Consider the following 16,301-nt stretch of genomic DNA (forward strand, 5'->3'; position numbering starts at 1 on the left):
CGGTGGCGCGTCCGGCGACGGGGTCAGCAGCGGCTCGCGGGCCAGCCGCGGCCTTGACCCGAAACTGATCAAGGACATCGAAAAACAATACGGCTTCGACAAGCCAGCCCATGAACGCCTGTGGCTGATGCTCAAGAGCTATGCCCAACTGGATTTCGGCAACAGCTTCTTTCGCGGCGCGACGGTGACCGACCTGATCCTGGAAAAACTGCCGGTGACCCTTTCCCTCGGCCTCTGGGCAACGCTGATCACCTACCTCGTGTCGATCCCCCTGGGCATCCGTAAGGCGGTGCGCCATGGCAGCAGTTTTGATGTTTGGAGCAGCACCGCCATCGTCATCGGCTACGCCATGCCGGCGTTCCTGTTTGCGATGTTCCTGATCGTGGTCTTCGCCGGCGGCACCACGCTGAACTGGTTCCCGGTGCGCGGCCTGGTGTCGGAGAACTTCGAGCAACTGAGCACCGTCGGCAAGATCGCCGATTACTTCTGGCACCTGGTGCTGCCCGTCACCTCCCTGGTGATCGGCGGGTTCGCCACCTTGACCATTCTCACCAAAAACTCGTTCCTCAATGAAATCACGCGCCAGTACGTGGTTACGGCGCGCGCCAAGGGCCTGAGCGAACGGCGCGTGCTCTACGGCCATGTATTTCGCAACGCCATGCTGCTGGTGATTTCCGGAATCCCCCAGGCGTTTATCAGTGTGTTTTTTGCCGGTTCACTGCTGATCGAGGTGATTTTCTCCCTCGACGGCCTCGGCCGCATGAGTTACGAGGCCGCCGTGTCGCGGGACTATCCAGTGGTCTTCGGCTCGCTGTTTATCTTCACCCTGTTCGGCCTCTTGATAAAACTGATCGGCGACCTCTGCTACACCCTGGTAGACCCGCGTATCGACTTCGCCGCGAGGAACGCCTGATGCTCAATCTGTCTCCCGTGGCCCGTCGGCGCTTCGAACGTTTCAAGCAAAACCGCCGGGGCTGGTGGTCGCTGTGGCTGTTTATCGGCCTCTTCATCCTGACCCTGGGCGGCGAGTTGATCGCCAACGACAAGCCGCTGGTACTCAGTTACCAGGACGAACTGTACTTCCCGGTGTTCAAGCGCTACACCGAACAACAGTTCGGCGGCCAGTTGCCGTTCCAGGCCGACTATCGCAGCGACTATGTGCAGCAACTGATCAAGAAGGACGGCGGCTGGATGCTGTTCCCGCCAATCCCGTTCAGCGACGACACGCCCAACTACGAGTTGACCCGCCCTGCCCCCAGCCCGCCTTCAGCGGTGAACTGGCTGGGCACCGACGATCAGTCCCGGGATGTGCTGGCGCGGGTGATCTTCGGCGCTCGGGTGTCGATCCTGTTCGCCCTGGCCCTGACCGTCATCAGCGCCACCATCGGCATTGCCGCCGGCGCCTTGCAAGGCTATTACGGCGGCTGGGTCGACCTGCTCGGCCAGCGCATCCTGGAAGTCTGGTCGGGGCTGCCAGTCCTGTACTTGCTGATCATCCTCTCGGGGTTTGTCGAGCCCAACTTCTGGTGGCTGCTGGGGATCATGGCGCTGTTTTCCTGGCTGGCCCTGGTGGATGTGGTGCGCGCCGAGTTCCTGCGTGGGCGTAACCTGGAATACGTGAAAGCCGCACGCGCCCTGGGCCTGGGTGACGGCAAGATCATCCGCCGGCATATCTTGCCGAACGCGATGACCGCCACCTTGAGCTACCTGCCCTTTATCCTGACCGGGGCGATTTCCACCCTCAGCGCCCTGGATTTCCTCGGCTTCGGCATGCCCGCAGGCAGCGCGTCCCTCGGTGAATTGATCGCCCAGGGCAAGCAGAACCTGCAAGCGCCATGGCTGGGATTGACCGCATTTTTCACCCTGGCACTGATTCTATCGCTGCTGGTATTTATCGGCGAGGCGTTGCGCGATGCCTTCGACCCACGTTCATGAGTGAATCCGTATGAGCGACAACCTGATCGAGATCCGCGACCTGTGCGTCGCCTTCAGCGGCCAGACCGTGGTGCGCAACCTGTCCCTGGATGTTCGCCCCGGCGAGTGCCTGGCGCTGGTGGGTGAGTCTGGCTCCGGCAAGTCGGTGACTGCCCATTCGATCCTGCAACTGCTGCCCCAGGCCGGCACCACGACCACAGGCTCGGTGCGTTATCGCGGCCAGGAACTGATCGGTGCCGGGCCCAGCGCCCTGCAAAAACTGCGCGGCAACCGGATTGCGATGATCTTCCAGGAGCCGATGACCTCCCTCAACCCCTTGCACAGCATCGAAAAGCAGATCGGCGAAACCCTGCTGCTGCACAAGGGGCTCGGCGGCAAGGCGGCCCAGGCACGCATCCTTGAACTGCTGGAGCTGGTGGGCATCCAAAAGCCCCGGGAGCGCCTCAAGTCCTACCCCCATCAGTTGTCGGGCGGCCAACGCCAACGGGTGATGATTGCGATGGCCCTGGCCTGCGAGCCGGAACTGCTGATCGCCGACGAACCGACCACCGCGCTGGACGTCACCGTGCAGCGCAAGATCCTGCTGCTGCTCAAATCCTTGCAGCAGCGCCTGGGCATGTCGCTGTTGCTGATCAGCCACGACCTCAACCTGGTGCGCAGCATTGCCCAGCGCGTGTGCGTGATGCAGGCCGGGGAAATTGTCGAGCAGGCCGACTGCCAAGCCCTGTTCAATGCCCCGCAACACCCCTACAGCCGCCTGCTGCTGGACGCCGAGCCGGTCGGCACGGCACTGTGCCAGGACACGCGCGAAAACGTCTTGCAGGTCGACGGCTTGAGTGTGCGATTCCCCATCGGGGGCGGGCTGTTTCGCCCCAAGCAGTACCTGCAGGCGGTGGACGGCATCAGCCTGGACCTGCAACGGGGCAAGACCTTGGGGATCGTCGGCGAGTCCGGCTCCGGCAAGTCGACCCTGGGCCAGGCGATCCTGCGCTTGCTCGACTCCAGCGGCAGCATCCGCTTTCAGGGTGAAGCTCTCGACAGCCTCAACCAGAAGCAGATGCGCCCTTGGCGCAAACAGATGCAGGTGGTGTTCCAGGACCCATTCGGCAGCCTCAGCCCACGCATGTCGGTGCAACAGATCATCAGCGAAGGCCTGGAAGTGCATGCGCCGTGCAGCCTCAAGGAACGTGACGCGCAAGTGATCAAGGTGCTCGAAGACGTCGGCCTCGATCCGGCCAGCCGCCATCGCTACCCCCATGAGTTCTCCGGTGGCCAGCGCCAACGCATCGCCATCGCCCGCGCGCTGGTGCTGCGCCCGGCGCTGATGCTGCTGGACGAACCGACCTCGGCGCTGGACCGCACCGTACAAAAACAAGTGGTGACGCTGCTGCGCGAACTGCAGGAAAAGTATGGCCTGACCTACCTGTTCATCAGCCATGACCTGGCCGTGGTGCGCGCCATGGCCCACGATATGATCGTGATCAAGGATGGCCAGGTGGTCGAGCGCGGCCCGAGCCAGGAACTGTTCGACTCACCGCAACACCCCTACACCCAGGAGCTGCTCGCAGCCACACAACTGCCCTTGTAGGAGCGAGCTTGCTCGCGAAGATCGTTAACGATAGCGCGAAAAGCCTGCCACCCCGAGGGGTCCTCAGGTTTTTCGCGAGCAAGCTCGCTCCTACAAGGGGCGGTGTGATCCTAATAACCTTTGTATTGGCGGCGCCTGCATGAACACCACCGAAAGCCTCAAGGACTACCAGCACGTTCGCGGCCTGGCGATCCAGTCCCTGTTCGAGATTATCGAGCAGTCCAGTGAAGGCACGGTGATTGTCGACCGCGATGCCAATATCGTGTGGATGAACGAGCGCTACGCCAAGCGTTTCGGCCTGAAAAGCGCCGACCAGGCCATCGGCCAGCCGTGCGAGCAGGTCATTTCCAACAGCCTGTTGCGCCAGGTGGTGCGCACTGACCAGCCGATCCTCCTGGATATCCAGGACACGCCCAAAGGCCCACTGGTGGTGATGCGCCTGCCGATCCACGACGATGCCGGCAAGGTGATCGGCGCCATCGGCTTTGCCCTGTTCGATGAACTGCGCAACCTTTCGCCGATGATCGAACGCTACCTGAGCATGCAACAGGAGTTGGCCTCGACCCGCTCGCTGCTGCGCTCACGCCAGAGCAAATACAACTTCGCACACTTTATCGGCACCAGCGCCGCCAGCCTGGAAGTCAAGCGCCGGGCGCGGCGCAGTGCGAGTGCCGAGTCACCGGTGTTGCTGCTGGGCGAGACCGGCACCGGCAAGGAGCTGCTGGCCCAGGCCATCCACGGCGCCTCCCCACGCGCCAACAAAGCCTTTGTCAGCATCAACAGCGCGGCCATTCCCCACGACCTTTTGGAAGCCGAATTTTTCGGCACCGCGCCCGGCGCATTCACCGGCGCCGACCGCAAGGGCCGCCCCGGCAAATTGCAGATCGCCCAGGGCGGGACACTGTTTCTCGATGAAATCGGTGACATGCCACTGCCCCTGCAAAGCAAGTTGCTGCGGGTGTTGCAGGAGAAAGAGTTTGAGCCGGTGGGCTCCAACGAGATGATCCACAGCGACGTGCGGATAATCGCCGCGACGTCCACCGACCTGGAAGCGGCGATCAAGCGCGGCGAGTTTCGCGCCGACTTGTATTACCGCCTCAACGTGTTGCCGATCCAGGTGCCACCGTTGCGCGAACGCCTGGATGATATTCCGGCGTTGAGTGAAGCGATCCTTGAAGAACTGCGCAGCCAGCATGAACTGGACCGCGAAGCCCTGGCGCTGCTGGCCCAGCATGCCTGGCCGGGGAACATCCGCGAATTGCGCAACGTGCTGGAGCGGGCCGCCTTGCTCAGTGATGACCTGATACTGGATGCGCGGGAAATTCGTGCGGCGATTGGTACGTTCAGCCCGGTGGAACGCGATGCCGTGGCACCGGTTGACGTCGAAACCTTCAGCGTGGCGCGGGAGCGGTTTGACCGGCAGTTGATTGGTGCGGCGTTGAGCCAATGCGGCGGCAATGTGATCGAGGCGGCCAAGCGGTTGGGGCTGGGGCGGTCGACGCTGTACAAGAAGATGGTGGCGCTGGGCATCGAATAGTCTCAATAAAGAGACTCAACTCTCAAAACAAAGACACTCTAAATGTGGGAGCGGGCTTGCTCGCGAAAGCGCTGGTTCAGCCATAAATCAGTTGACTGACACACTGCTTTCGCGAGCAAGCCCGCTCCCACATTTGCTCTTCATTTGTCTTTAAATAGAGACATGATTTGAAAATCAGTCACGAAGACTTATAAATATTCATACATATCAATAAGTTATGAACTTGGCACAATTCCCGCTACAGCCCCTTCCTACAGCTTCACCCCACAACAATAACAATCCGATGGAGACACACCATGAGTGTGATCATTGCCCTGGCGGCGCTCGCGCTGCTGATGCTGGCTGCCTACCGTGGCTATAGCGTCATCCTGTTCGCCCCCATCGCCGCCCTTGGCGCCGTGTTGCTCACCGACCCTTCCGCTGTCGCCCCTGCCTTTACCGGGGTGTTCATGGAGAAAATGGTCGGCTTTATCAAACTCTACTTCCCGGTGTTCCTGCTCGGCGCGGTGTTCGGCAAGCTGATCGAGCTGTCGGGCTTTTCACGCTCGATCGTGGCTGCGGCCATTCGCTTGCTCGGCACCCGCCAGGCGATGCTGGTGATCGTGCTGGTCTGCGCCCTGCTGACTTACGGCGGCGTGTCGCTGTTCGTGGTGGTGTTTGCGGTGTACCCGTTTGCCGCCGAGATGTTCCGCCAGAGCAATATCCCCAAGCGCCTGATCCCCGCGACCATCGCCCTGGGCGCGTTCTCGTTCACCATGGACGCCCTGCCCGGCACCCCACAGATCCAGAACATCATCCCCAGCACTTTCTTCAACACCACTGCCTGGGCCGCGCCCTGGCTGGGTTTGATCGGCACGATCTTTGTGTTCTGCGCCGGCATGCTGTACCTGGCGCGCCAGCGCAACAAGGCCCAGCGTGCCGGTGAAGGCTATGGCACCGAGTTGCGCAACGAGCCGGAAACCGCCGAAGACCTGAGCCTGCCCAACCCGTGGATTGCCTTGTCGCCACTGATTCTGGTGGGAGTGATGAACCTGCTGTTCACCCACTGGATCCCGCAATGGTATGGCAAGACCCACAGCCTCGCCCTGCCGGGCATGAGCGCGCCGGTGACCACCGAAATCGCCAAGCTCACCGCCATCTGGGCGGTGCAGGCCGCCTTGCTGGTGGGGATCATCATGGTCCTGGTGTTCGGCTTTTCGGCGATCAAGAGCAAGCTGGCCGAAGGCAGCAAAAGTGCGGTCAGCGGCGCCCTGCTGGCGGCGATGAACACCGCGTCCGAATACGGTTTCGGCGCAGTCATTGCCTCGCTGCCGGGCTTTTTGGTGCTGGCGGACTGGCTCAAGGGCATCCCCAACCCGCTGGTCAACGAAGCGATTACCGTGACCCTGCTGGCCGGCATCACCGGCTCTGCTTCGGGCGGCATGAGCATTGCCCTGGCGGCCATGTCCGAGAGCTTTATTTCGGCGGCCCATGCAGCCAATATCCCCCTGGAAGTGCTGCACCGGGTTGCGGCCATGGCCAGCGGCGGCATGGACACCCTGCCGCACAACGGCGCGGTCATCACGCTGTTGGCGGTCACCGGGCTGACGCACCGCGAGGCCTACAAGGATATTTTCGGCATCACGATCATCAAGACCCTCGCGGTGTTCGTGGTGATCGGTACTTTCTACGCCACCGGCATTGTGTGAGGTTTTCATGACGACATTGAATGGCAAGACCGCTCTGGTCACCGGCTCCACCAGCGGCATCGGCCTGGGCATTGCCCTGAGCCTGGCCAAGGCCGGCGCCAACCTGATCCTCAACGGTTTCGGCGATGCCAGCGCGGTGATTGCCCAGGTGCAAGCCTTTGGCGGCAAGGTCGGCCACCACCCGGCCGATGTCAGCGACCCGGCGCAGATCGCCGAGATGGTCGCCTACGCCGAGCAAGAGTTCGGCGGTATCGATATCCTGGTCAACAACGCCGGCATCCAGCATGTAGCGGCAGTGGAAGACTTTCCGGTAGAACGCTGGGACTCGATCATCGCCATCAACCTTTCATCGGTGTTCCACAGCACCCGCCTGAGCCTGCCGGGCATGAAGGCCAAGGGTTGGGGGCGGATCGTCAATATCGCCTCGGTGCATGGCCAGGTCGGCTCGGTGGGCAAGGCGGCCTATGTGGCGGCCAAGCATGGGGTGATCGGCCTGACCAAGGTCGTGGGCCTGGAGACCGCCACCAGCAATGTAACGTGCAACGCTATTTGCCCGGGTTGGGTGCTGACGCCGCTGGTGCAGAAGCAGATCGATGATCGCATCGCCGCCGGCGTTGACCCGCAGCAGGCCCAGCATGATCTGCTGGCTGAAAAACAGCCGTCGCTGGAATTCGTGACCCCGCCGCAACTGGGCGAGTTGGTGCTATTTCTGTGCAGCGAAGCCGGGAGCCAGGTGCGTGGCGCGGCGTGGAATATCGATGGTGGGTGGCTGGCCCAATAACCCCATCCTCAGCACAACGCCGATCCAAATGTGGGAGCGGGCTTGCTCGCGAAAGCAGTGTGTCAGTCAACCTATTCATTACTGAACCACCGCTTTCGCGAGCAAGCCCGCTCCCACCTTAGGATCTTTGCAGTGTCAAACATCTGCGACAAGAACAAGAGACGTGCTTATGTCCGACATCCTCTGGCAACCTAGCCCGGAACGCATCCACAACACCCGGATGGACCAGTTCCGACGCTTTATCAATGATCGCCACGCCTTGCAGATCAACGATTACCCAGCCCTGCACCAATGGAGTATCGACCAGCGCCCGGACTTCTGGGCGGCGATTGTCGAGTTCTTCGACGTGCAATGGCGCACGCCGCCTGCCGCCATACTGGTGGAAGGCACGCAGATGCCCAGCGCCCAGTGGTTTCCCGGCGCCACCCTGAACTTTGCCGAACACCTGCTACGGCGTCGCGATGACCACCCCGCCGTGGTCGCGATCAGCGAAGACGGCCAGCGCGAACAACTGACCTATGCCGAACTGGCCGCGCACGTCGCCGGCCTGCAACGCAGCCTGCAAGCGGCCGGAGTGGGCCTGGGCGATCGCGTCGCAGCGTGCATGCCCAACACCTGGCAAACCCTGGTGGGCATGCTGGCGACCACCAGCCTCGGCGCGATCTGGTCCTGTTCCTCGCCGGACTTCGGCACCCAAGGCGTGATCGACCGCTTCGGCCAGATCGAACCCAAGGTACTGATCACCTGTGCCGGTTATCGCTACGCCGGCAAGTTGATCGACCAGAGCGCCAAGCTCAACGAAATCCTCGAACGCCTGCCCTCCCTGCAACAACTGATCATCGTGCCCTACGCCCGGCCCGAGGCGCGTGTCGACGATTATCAGACCCAGGCCAATATCAGCCTGTGGGACGACTTTTACAGCGCAGGCGGCGAACCGCAGTTTGTCGCCGTGCCCTTCGACCACCCGCTCTATATCCTCTACTCCAGCGGCACCACTGGCGTGCCCAAGTGCATCATCCACGGCACCGGCGGCGTGCTGCTGACCCACCTCAAGGAACACGGCCTGCACGCCGACCTGTCGCGCGACGATTGCCTGTTCTACTACACCACCTGCGGCTGGATGATGTGGAACTGGCTGGTCTCGGTATTGGCTATCGGCGCCACGGTGGTGCTGTATGACGGCTCGCCCTTTCATCCCGGCCCCGAACGGCTGATCGACCTGATCGACCAGGAACGCATCAGCGTGTTCGGCACCAGCCCGAAATTTCTCGCGACCCTGGAAAAATCCGGCCTGCAACCGCGCGCAAGCCATGACCTGGGCAGCCTCAAGGGCCTGATCTCCACTGGCTCGCCGCTCTCGCCCCAGAGCTACGACTACGTGTACCGCGAGATCAAACACGAGCTGTGCCTGTCGTCGATGTCCGGGGGTACCGATATCGTCTCCTGCTTTGTCATCGGCAACCCGGTGCTGCCGGTACGCCGCGGTGAGATGCAGTGCAAGAGCCTGGCGATGGCCATCGAGGTCTGGGACGACCAGGGTCGGCCACTGGTTGGCGAAAAAGGCGAGCTGGTGTGTACCCGGCATTTCCCGGCCATGCCCATCGGCCTGTGGAATGACCCGCAAGGGGAAAAACTGCGGGCCTCGTATTTCAGCCAGTTCCCCGGCGTCTGGGCCCAGGGCGACTATGCCGAACAACGTCCCAATGGCAGCCTGCTGATCCATGGGCGTTCGGATGCGGTGCTCAACCCTGGCGGGGTGCGCATCGGCACGGCGGAGATTTACCGCCAAGTGGAGAAAGTCCCGCAGGTCATGGAAAGCCTGGCCATTGGCCAACGCTGGCAGGACGATGTGCGCGTGGTGCTGTTTGTGCGCCTCAATGAAGGCGAACACCTGGACGCAGCCCTTGAGCAGCAGATCCGCGAGGTGATCCGCGCCAACACCACACCGCGTCACGTACCGGCGAAGATCCTCAGCGTGACCGATATTCCGCGCACCATCAGCGGCAAGATCGTCGAGCTGGCAGTGCGTAATGTGGTGCATGGCGAGCCGGTGAAAAACACCGATGCCCTGGCCAACCCCCAAGCCCTGGAGCAATTTCGCAACCGCCCTGAACTGGCATAAATGATGAAAGGTTTCAGCTATAACGCACTCATTTGAAGAAAAACCCCTCAAGCATGCTATTTTTCGAGGGGTAATCAGCCACTCCCGCACCACGGGAGCACTGGCTTTGGTCATTCTTCAAGCGTTACACGCAGGGCACCTACATGAACGGATCACCCACCGGCAGCGAGGCCGCGACACTGATCGCGCGGCTGGACTGGGCCACAAGCCCCCTCGGTGATGCCAGCCGCTGGCCGCAAAGCCTGCGCACGGCAATCGATATCGTCATCCACTCTCCGATGCCGATGCTGTTGCTGTGGGGCGACGAACTCACACAGATCTACAACGATGGCTTCGCCCTGCTGGCCGGCAACAAACACCCCCAGGCCTTCGGCCAACCCACCCATTTGGTCTGGCCGGAACTGCAACACTTCACCGACCCGATCTACAGCGCCGTCCTCACCGGCCAGGTGCGTACCTTTACCGAGCAACGATTTGTCCTGCAGCGCAATCACCGCGATACGGAAATCTGGCTGGACCTGACCTACAGCCCGATTCGCGATGAACGTGGCCGGGTCGCCGGGATCCTGGGGACGGCGATTGAAACCAACGAACGCCGGCAACTGGCCCAAGAGCTGCAACAACGCTCCGACGCCAGCCTCAAGGCCCAGCACAACACCGAGCAACGCCTGCAACTGGCCCTGGCCGCCACTGATGCGGTAGGCACCTGGGACTGGGACATCAGCGAAGATCGCTTTATCGCCGACAGCCATTTCGCCCAGTTGCATGGGGTTGATCCATGCAATGCCCAACAGTTGCCCATCAGCGATTACCTGCAAGGCGTGCACCCAGAAGACCGCGGCATGGTCGCCCGCAGCATCAAGCATTGCATTACCCATGGCACCGAGTACGCCGAAGAGTATCGCCTGCTCCAGGCGGACGGCCAGGTGCGCTGGGTGTTTGCCCGTGGCCGCTGCTACAAGGATCACCACGGCCGGCCGGCGCGCTTTCTCGGCGCCGCGCTGGACCTGACCGAACGCAAGCAGACCGAACAAGCCCTGCGCCAGAGCCAGACCGAGCTGCAGTTGATCATCAACGCCATGCCGGTGCTGATCGGCTATGTCGACCACGAAGAACGCTTTCGCCTGAACAACAGCGCCTACCTCGACTGGTATGGGCTGACGCCGCAAGAGCTGTATGGCAAGACCATTCGCGAAGTCATCGGCGCCGAGATCTATGCCGGGCGCGCCGATAAAATCGCGGCCGCGCTCAAGGGTAAGGCCTGCAGTTTTGTCACCATCACCCCCCACCGCGATGGCCGGCCACGGCATGCGTTGATGAAGTACCTGCCGCGTTTCAGCGCGGACGGCTCGGTCAACGGCTTCTATATCTTTGTGATCGATGAGACCGAACGCAAACTCACCGAAGAAGCGCTGCGCCATCTCAATGACAACCTGGAAGAGCGCGTGGTCCAGCGCACCCAGGCCCTGGCCGAAGCCAACCAGCGCCTGCAAAACGAGATGTTCGAGCGCGAGCGCGCCGAAGACGCCCTGCGCCATGCGCAAAAAATGGAAGCGGTCGGCCAGCTTACCGGCGGTATCGCCCATGACTTCAACAACATGCTCACCGGAATCATTGGCAGCCTGGACCTGATGCAGCGCTACCTCGCCGCCGGACGTAGCGATGAGATTGGCCGCTTCACCGAAGCCGCCGTGTCCTCGGCCCATCGCGCGGCCGCGTTGACCCACCGCCTGCTGGCCTTCTCCAGGCGCCAGTCCCTGGATCGCCGCCCCCTGGACCCGAACCAGTTGGTCGCGTCCCTGGAAGAACTGTTCCGCCGCACCAAAGGCGCCCATATCGACCTCAAGGTGCAACTGGGCAACGATATCTGGCCGGTGAACACCGACGCCAGCCAACTGGAAAACGCCCTGCTCAACCTGGTGATCAACGCCCGCGACGCCATGCCCGATGGCGGGCTGCTGAGCATCGAGACGGCCAACAGCTACCTGGACGGCACTGACATCACCACCCTGGAGCCCGTCAAGGCCGGTGATTATGTGATGCTTGGCGTATGCGACAACGGCGCCGGGATGACGCCAAAGATCCTGGCCAAGGCCTTCGACCCGTTCTTCACCACCAAGCCCATCGGCCAGGGCACCGGCCTGGGTCTGTCGATGATTTATGGCTTTGCCCAGCAATCCGGCGGCCACGTCACGATCCACAGCGAGCCGGGCCGAGGCACCTGCGTGCGCCTGTACCTGCCGCGCCTGCATGGCACCGCGTTGGAAAAAGTCCTGCCGCAAAGCCCCATGGAAGCGCCGGTGGCGCGAGACGGCGAAGCCGTGGTGGTGGTCGAAGACGATACGGCGGTGCGCATGCTGGTGGTCAACCTGCTGGATGAGCTGGGCTACACTGCCCACCAGGCCGCCGACGCGCGGGCGGCCTTGCCGTTGCTGGAGTCTGACCTGCGGGTGGACTTGCTGGTGACGGATGTCGGCCTGCCCGGCATGAACGGCCGGCAACTGGCGGAAATCGCCCGCCAGCATCGCCCGCAGCTCAAAGTGCTGTTCATGACCGGTTACGCCGAAACGGCCACCGAACGCCAAGGCTTCCTGGAGGACGGTATGGACATGGTGGCCAAGCCATTTTCCATCGACCTGCTGGCCACAAAAATCCGCAGCATGATCAACGTCAAAGGCCAAGTTGATGCATAATCGCGCGCCTTCAAGCCCGACCGTTGCAAGGTAACTGCCCGATGAAAGCCCAAGCCCGTCATATCCTGGTCAAGACCAGCGAAGAAGCCGAACAGCTCAAGCAACGTATTGCCAAGGGCGAAGCCTTTGATGTGCTGGCCAAGAAGTTCTCCACCTGCCCGTCCGGCAAGCGCGGTGGCGACCTCGGTGAAGTACGGCCGGGACAGATGGTCGGGGTGATCGATGCGGTGATTTTCAAGAAGCCGCTGCGGGTGGTACACGGCCCGATCAAGAGCAAGTTTGGTTATCACCTGGTGCAGGTGTTCTACCGCGACTGAGCGCTTGGCTCAAAACCGCTATCGCAGGCAAGCCAGCTCCCACACTTGGAGGTGTGAACCCGCCCAAAATGTGGGAGCCGGGCTTGCCCGCGATCCGCCGCAGGCGACCTTACACTCTCAATCCCTGGGAATCAGCGCCCCCGGAACCTGGATCACCCGGCTCGCCAGCCAATGCCCAGCCAAGGCTGCCTCTTGCGGCGAACCACCGCGCAGCCGGCTGGCCAGGTACGCCGCGCTGAACGAATCCCCCGCCGCCGTGGTGTCCACCACCTGCTCGACCACCACCGCCGGCACCGCGAAACGTTCAGCGCCACAACGAATCAGACAATCATCCGCCCCGCGCTTGAGCACCACTTCACTGATGTCCGGGTAGGCGGCGAACACCTGCTCGCTGTCGACATAGCCAAACAAGGCCCGTTCATCATCCTCGGTGAGCAAGGCCATATCCACATGGGCAAGCACCTGCTGATAGGCCGCGCGAGCAGCTTCGACACCGGCCCACAGACGTGGACGGTAGTTATTGTCGAACACCACCCGAGCACCGCGCTGGCGGGCTTCAACCAAGACCGTCAACAGGCGTTCGCGCCCTGTTTCGCCCAATACAGCCAGGGTAATACCGCTGAAATACAACACGTCATAACTCGGCAAGGCAGCTAGAATCGGTTCGGCCGCAGGCGTGGTGAAACAGTCGCGCACCGCCGCTTCGTTGCGCCAGTAGAGAAACTTACGCTCACCGCTGGCATCGGTCTGGATGCAATACAAACCCGGCAGGCGCCCCGGCAGACGCTGGACCTGTTCCAGGCCCAGACCTTCAGCGGCCCATTGCTGGCACATGGCATCACTGAAACTGTCATCGCCCAGGGCGGTGACGTAGTCCACCGTGCTGTGTGCGCCGAGTTCGCGGCGCAGGTAGACGGCGGTGTTCAAGGTATCGCCGCCGAAGCTCTGTTGCAGGCTGCCGTCGGCGCGGTGTTGCAATTCGATCATGCATTCGCCGATCAGGGCGATGCGGGGGATTGGCTTCATGTCACAGATCTCCAAATACACCTCCACTGTAGGAGCGAGCTTGCTCGCGAAAAACTCAAGATCGCCACGGGTTGTCAGATAGCCAGCGCTATCGTTGACGATTTTCGCGAGCAAGCTCGCTCCTACAGTGGGCCGCGGTCTAGAAGCAGGTGCGCAGCGACTCAACCACCTGCAACTGCTCATCCACCAGGCACCCCACCTGCCACTTGTCGAAGGTCAGGCACGGGTGCGAGGTGCCAAAGGAGATGATGTCGCCAATGCGCAGCTCAACCCCCGCCGCCACACTCATGAACGCATGCTGGTCCATCACCGCCGTGACCTTGCAGCCACTCACATCATCGCCCGCCGCCGGCAGCACGCCGGCCTTGTAGCGTTTGAGCGGCACCGGCAAGCCGGCGTCGTAGGCCACGTCACGCTTGCCCAGGGCAATCACCGCAAACCCCGGCTCCGGCAACGACTGCACATGAGCCCAGACTTCCAAGGCCGGGCGCAAGCCTTCGCTGAGGTCGCTGCGCCGGTCGAGCACACAGCATTGCGCCTCCTTGTAGATGCCATGGTCGTGGGCCACATAGCTGCCAGGGCGCAGCACGCTGAGGAAACGCCCCTCGGCATTTTGCGCGGCGAAGGACTCGGCGATCAGGTCATACCAGGCCGAACCCGAAGCCGTGATGATCGGCTTGCCCAGGTCGAAGGCACCGCTGTTCTGCATATCCACCGCCAGGCGTACCAGGGACGCGGCAAACTCGCGGATACCACGGATGGCATGCTCGCCATGGATCACCCCTTCGTAACCTTCGATACCCGTGAGCGCCAGGGCCGGCTGGGCCTTGATCGCCCGTGCCAGGTCCAGCACCTCTTGCTCGCTGCGACAGCCACAGCGCCCGCCGACCACACCGTACTCGATCATCACGTTCAGGCGCAGGCCACGGGCAGCGAAGAACGCACCGAGGTCAGCCACGTTGTCCGGGTGGTCGACCATGCAATGGAAGTCAAAACCCGGGTCAGCCAACAGCTCGGCGATCAACGCCATGTTCGGTGCGCCCACCAATTGGTTGGCCATCAACACCCGACGCACCCCGCCGGCATAGGCCGCGCGAGTCTGTACTGCCGTGGCCAGGGTGATGCCCCAGGCGCCTTGCGCCAACTGACGCTCAAACAGCGCCGGCATCATGCTGGTCTTGCCATGGGGCGCCAGTTGCGCGCCGCTTTTGCTGACAAAGTCCTGCATCCAGCGAATGTTGTGTTCCAGTGCAGCACGGTGCAGCACCAGGGCTGGCAGGCTGACGTCGCGCACCAGGTGGGCACCGCTGGCAGCAGCGCCTTTTTCAACAGCATTGAAGGCAGACATGGGGTTACTCCGTTTTGCTATTCGTTGATGCGCCGGGCCAGATTGTTGGCGCTTTCGATCAGCACCCGGCGATAGTCGTTGTAGTTGTTCTTGGCGTCGGCCCGTGGAGCGACGATGCACAGGGTCGCAATGGCGATACCCTGGGCATCGCGTACCGGGGCGGCAAAGCAGTGGGTAAAGGTGTCGGCGACGCTGTCGAAGGAGAAAAAACCATCGACCGTGGCCTGGCGGATTTGCCCGAGGAAAGTCTCCAGGGGCAGGCGCTGGCCGTCCGGCAGGATGAAGTCATCGTGGTCGATCAAGTCGATAATCTGCTGGTCGCTCAAGTGCCCAAGTAACAGGCGCCCGGAAGCCGTCCAGGGGATTGGCGCGTTCTCACCGATGTCCGAGGAAATGCGGAAATGCCGCTCGCCCTCGCGCATCAGCGCCACCGTGTATTTACGCCCGTTGAGCAGGCACATCTGCGCCGTTTCATGGGTCTGGCTGACGATCTCCTGCAGGGCGTGATCGGCCTCGCGGGTCAGGTCGAAATGACGCAAGTGGGCCTGCCCGAGGAAGTACAGCTGACGGCCCAGGTAGACGTGGCCGTCCTTGCCCACCGCTTCGAGAATCCGCCGCTCCAATAGGGACGCGACCAGCTCATAGACCGTGGACTTGGGGCTGCCGATGCCGCTGGCGATATCGTTGGGGCGCAGGGGCTGGCCGACTTCCTTGAGAAAATCGAGGATATCGAACGCTCGGTCGAGGCCTTTGGCGCGGCGTTTGATGGTGTCTTCGGTCATGGCAGTCTTCGGTCCGGAAATCATAGGGCTTGCACCCAATCCCCTGTGGGATTGGATTTGAGTGGTCTTCAGATCGGGCATTTAGCCTTTTTTCTTGTAGGCCACGCAATCGATCTCAACCTTGCAATCGACCATCATGTTCGCCTGCACACAGGCCCGTGCCGGGGCATGTTCGGGGGTGAAGTATTCGCCGAACACCTTGTTGAAACTCCAGAAATCCCGTGGATCTTCCAGCCATACACCGACACGCACCACGTCTTCAAGACCATAACCGGCCTCTTCCAGGATCGCGACGACGTTCTTCATGGTCTGGTGGGTCTGCTCGACAATCCCGCCATTGATGATTTCGCCCCCCACCGCCGGCACCTGCCCGGACACATACAACCAGCCATCCGCTTCCACCGCGCGGGCAAACGGGCGGGGTTGGCCGCCACCTGCAGTGCTGCCAGCGCCGTAACGAGTAATGCTCATAAAGTTGCTCCTT

13 protein-coding genes and 1 pseudogene are annotated in these 16,301 nt (G+C 62.1%); 10 read left to right on the plus strand and 4 right to left on the minus strand.

The features are described 5' to 3' along the window. From yejB to BFQ03_RS26390, 10 genes and pseudogenes are all read left to right on the plus strand, one after another. The coding region (gene yejB / locus BFQ03_RS26350) for a microcin C ABC transporter permease YejB (protein ID WP_065944342.1) at positions 1–913 on the plus strand (913 nt) is incomplete at its 5' end. Next, complete coding sequence (locus BFQ03_RS26355) at positions 913–1,935, plus strand: ABC transporter permease (RefSeq protein ID WP_032861432.1); 1,023 nt, start codon at positions 913–915, stop codon at positions 1,933–1,935. The genes yejB and BFQ03_RS26355, both read left to right, overlap by 1 nt. Before the next feature lie 10 nt (positions 1,936–1,945). Next, the gene (locus BFQ03_RS26360; RefSeq protein ID WP_065944343.1) at positions 1,946–3,523 is read left to right on the plus strand and encodes an ABC transporter ATP-binding protein; all 1,578 of its coding nucleotides are present in this window, start codon (positions 1,946–1,948) and stop codon (positions 3,521–3,523) included. An 8-nt stretch (positions 3,524–3,531) separates the two neighbouring features. Next, positions 3,532–3,618: pseudogene (locus BFQ03_RS30900) on the plus strand (outer membrane lipoprotein carrier protein LolA); the annotation flags it as partial. Positions 3,619–3,662: 44 nt separating this feature from the next. Continuing rightward, the gene (locus tag BFQ03_RS26365; protein ID WP_065944344.1) at positions 3,663–5,060 is read left to right on the plus strand and encodes a sigma-54 interaction domain-containing protein; all 1,398 of its coding nucleotides are present in this window, start codon (positions 3,663–3,665) and stop codon (positions 5,058–5,060) included. Positions 5,061–5,356: 296 nt separating this feature from the next. Further along, a complete protein-coding gene (locus BFQ03_RS26370) occupies positions 5,357–6,748 on the plus strand; it encodes a GntP family permease (protein ID WP_032861435.1) in 1,392 nt (463 codons plus the stop codon). A 7-nt stretch (positions 6,749–6,755) separates the two neighbouring features. Continuing rightward, positions 6,756–7,529, plus strand: a complete 774-nt coding sequence (locus BFQ03_RS26375) for a 3-hydroxybutyrate dehydrogenase (RefSeq protein ID WP_032861436.1) — start codon at positions 6,756–6,758, stop codon at positions 7,527–7,529. 169 nt (positions 7,530–7,698) lie between these two features. Continuing rightward, the gene (locus tag BFQ03_RS26380) at positions 7,699–9,651 is read left to right on the plus strand and encodes an acetoacetate--CoA ligase (RefSeq protein WP_032861437.1); all 1,953 of its coding nucleotides are present in this window, start codon (positions 7,699–7,701) and stop codon (positions 9,649–9,651) included. A gap of 143 nt (positions 9,652–9,794) precedes the next feature. Next, positions 9,795–12,344 carry a PAS domain-containing hybrid sensor histidine kinase/response regulator gene (locus tag BFQ03_RS26385; protein WP_032861438.1) on the plus strand — a complete coding sequence of 850 codons (2,550 nt, stop codon included), beginning with the start codon at positions 9,795–9,797 and terminating at the stop codon, positions 12,342–12,344. 41 nt (positions 12,345–12,385) lie between these two features. Next, positions 12,386–12,661: a peptidylprolyl isomerase gene (locus BFQ03_RS26390; RefSeq protein WP_029293742.1), complete on the plus strand. Its 276-nt coding sequence runs from the start codon at positions 12,386–12,388 to the stop codon at positions 12,659–12,661. 117 nt (positions 12,662–12,778) lie between these two features. Here BFQ03_RS26390 and BFQ03_RS26395 read toward each other — a convergent pair whose 3' ends face one another. The 4 genes from BFQ03_RS26395 to BFQ03_RS26410 all read right to left on the minus strand — a co-directional run bounded on the left by BFQ03_RS26395 (position 12,779) and on the right by BFQ03_RS26410 (position 16,288). Beyond that, the gene (locus tag BFQ03_RS26395) at positions 12,779–13,687 is read right to left on the minus strand and encodes a sugar kinase (RefSeq protein ID WP_065944345.1); all 909 of its coding nucleotides are present in this window, start codon (positions 13,685–13,687) and stop codon (positions 12,779–12,781) included. Positions 13,688–13,826: 139 nt separating this feature from the next. Next, positions 13,827–15,035, minus strand: a complete 1,209-nt coding sequence (locus tag BFQ03_RS26400) for an amino acid deaminase (protein WP_065944346.1) — start codon at positions 15,033–15,035, stop codon at positions 13,827–13,829. Between the two features lie 17 nt (positions 15,036–15,052). Continuing rightward, positions 15,053–15,817, minus strand: a complete 765-nt coding sequence (locus tag BFQ03_RS26405) for an IclR family transcriptional regulator (RefSeq protein WP_032857219.1) — start codon at positions 15,815–15,817, stop codon at positions 15,053–15,055. Positions 15,818–15,898: 81 nt separating this feature from the next. Further along, the gene (locus tag BFQ03_RS26410; protein ID WP_065944347.1) at positions 15,899–16,288 is read right to left on the minus strand and encodes a RidA family protein; all 390 of its coding nucleotides are present in this window, start codon (positions 16,286–16,288) and stop codon (positions 15,899–15,901) included. Positions 16,289–16,301 lie beyond the last annotated feature (13 nt).

Origin of the sequence: Pseudomonas sp. 25 R 14 (genome assembly GCF_900004755.1) — a bacterium.
Lineage (GTDB): Bacteria > Pseudomonadota > Gammaproteobacteria > Pseudomonadales > Pseudomonadaceae > Aquipseudomonas > Aquipseudomonas brenneri.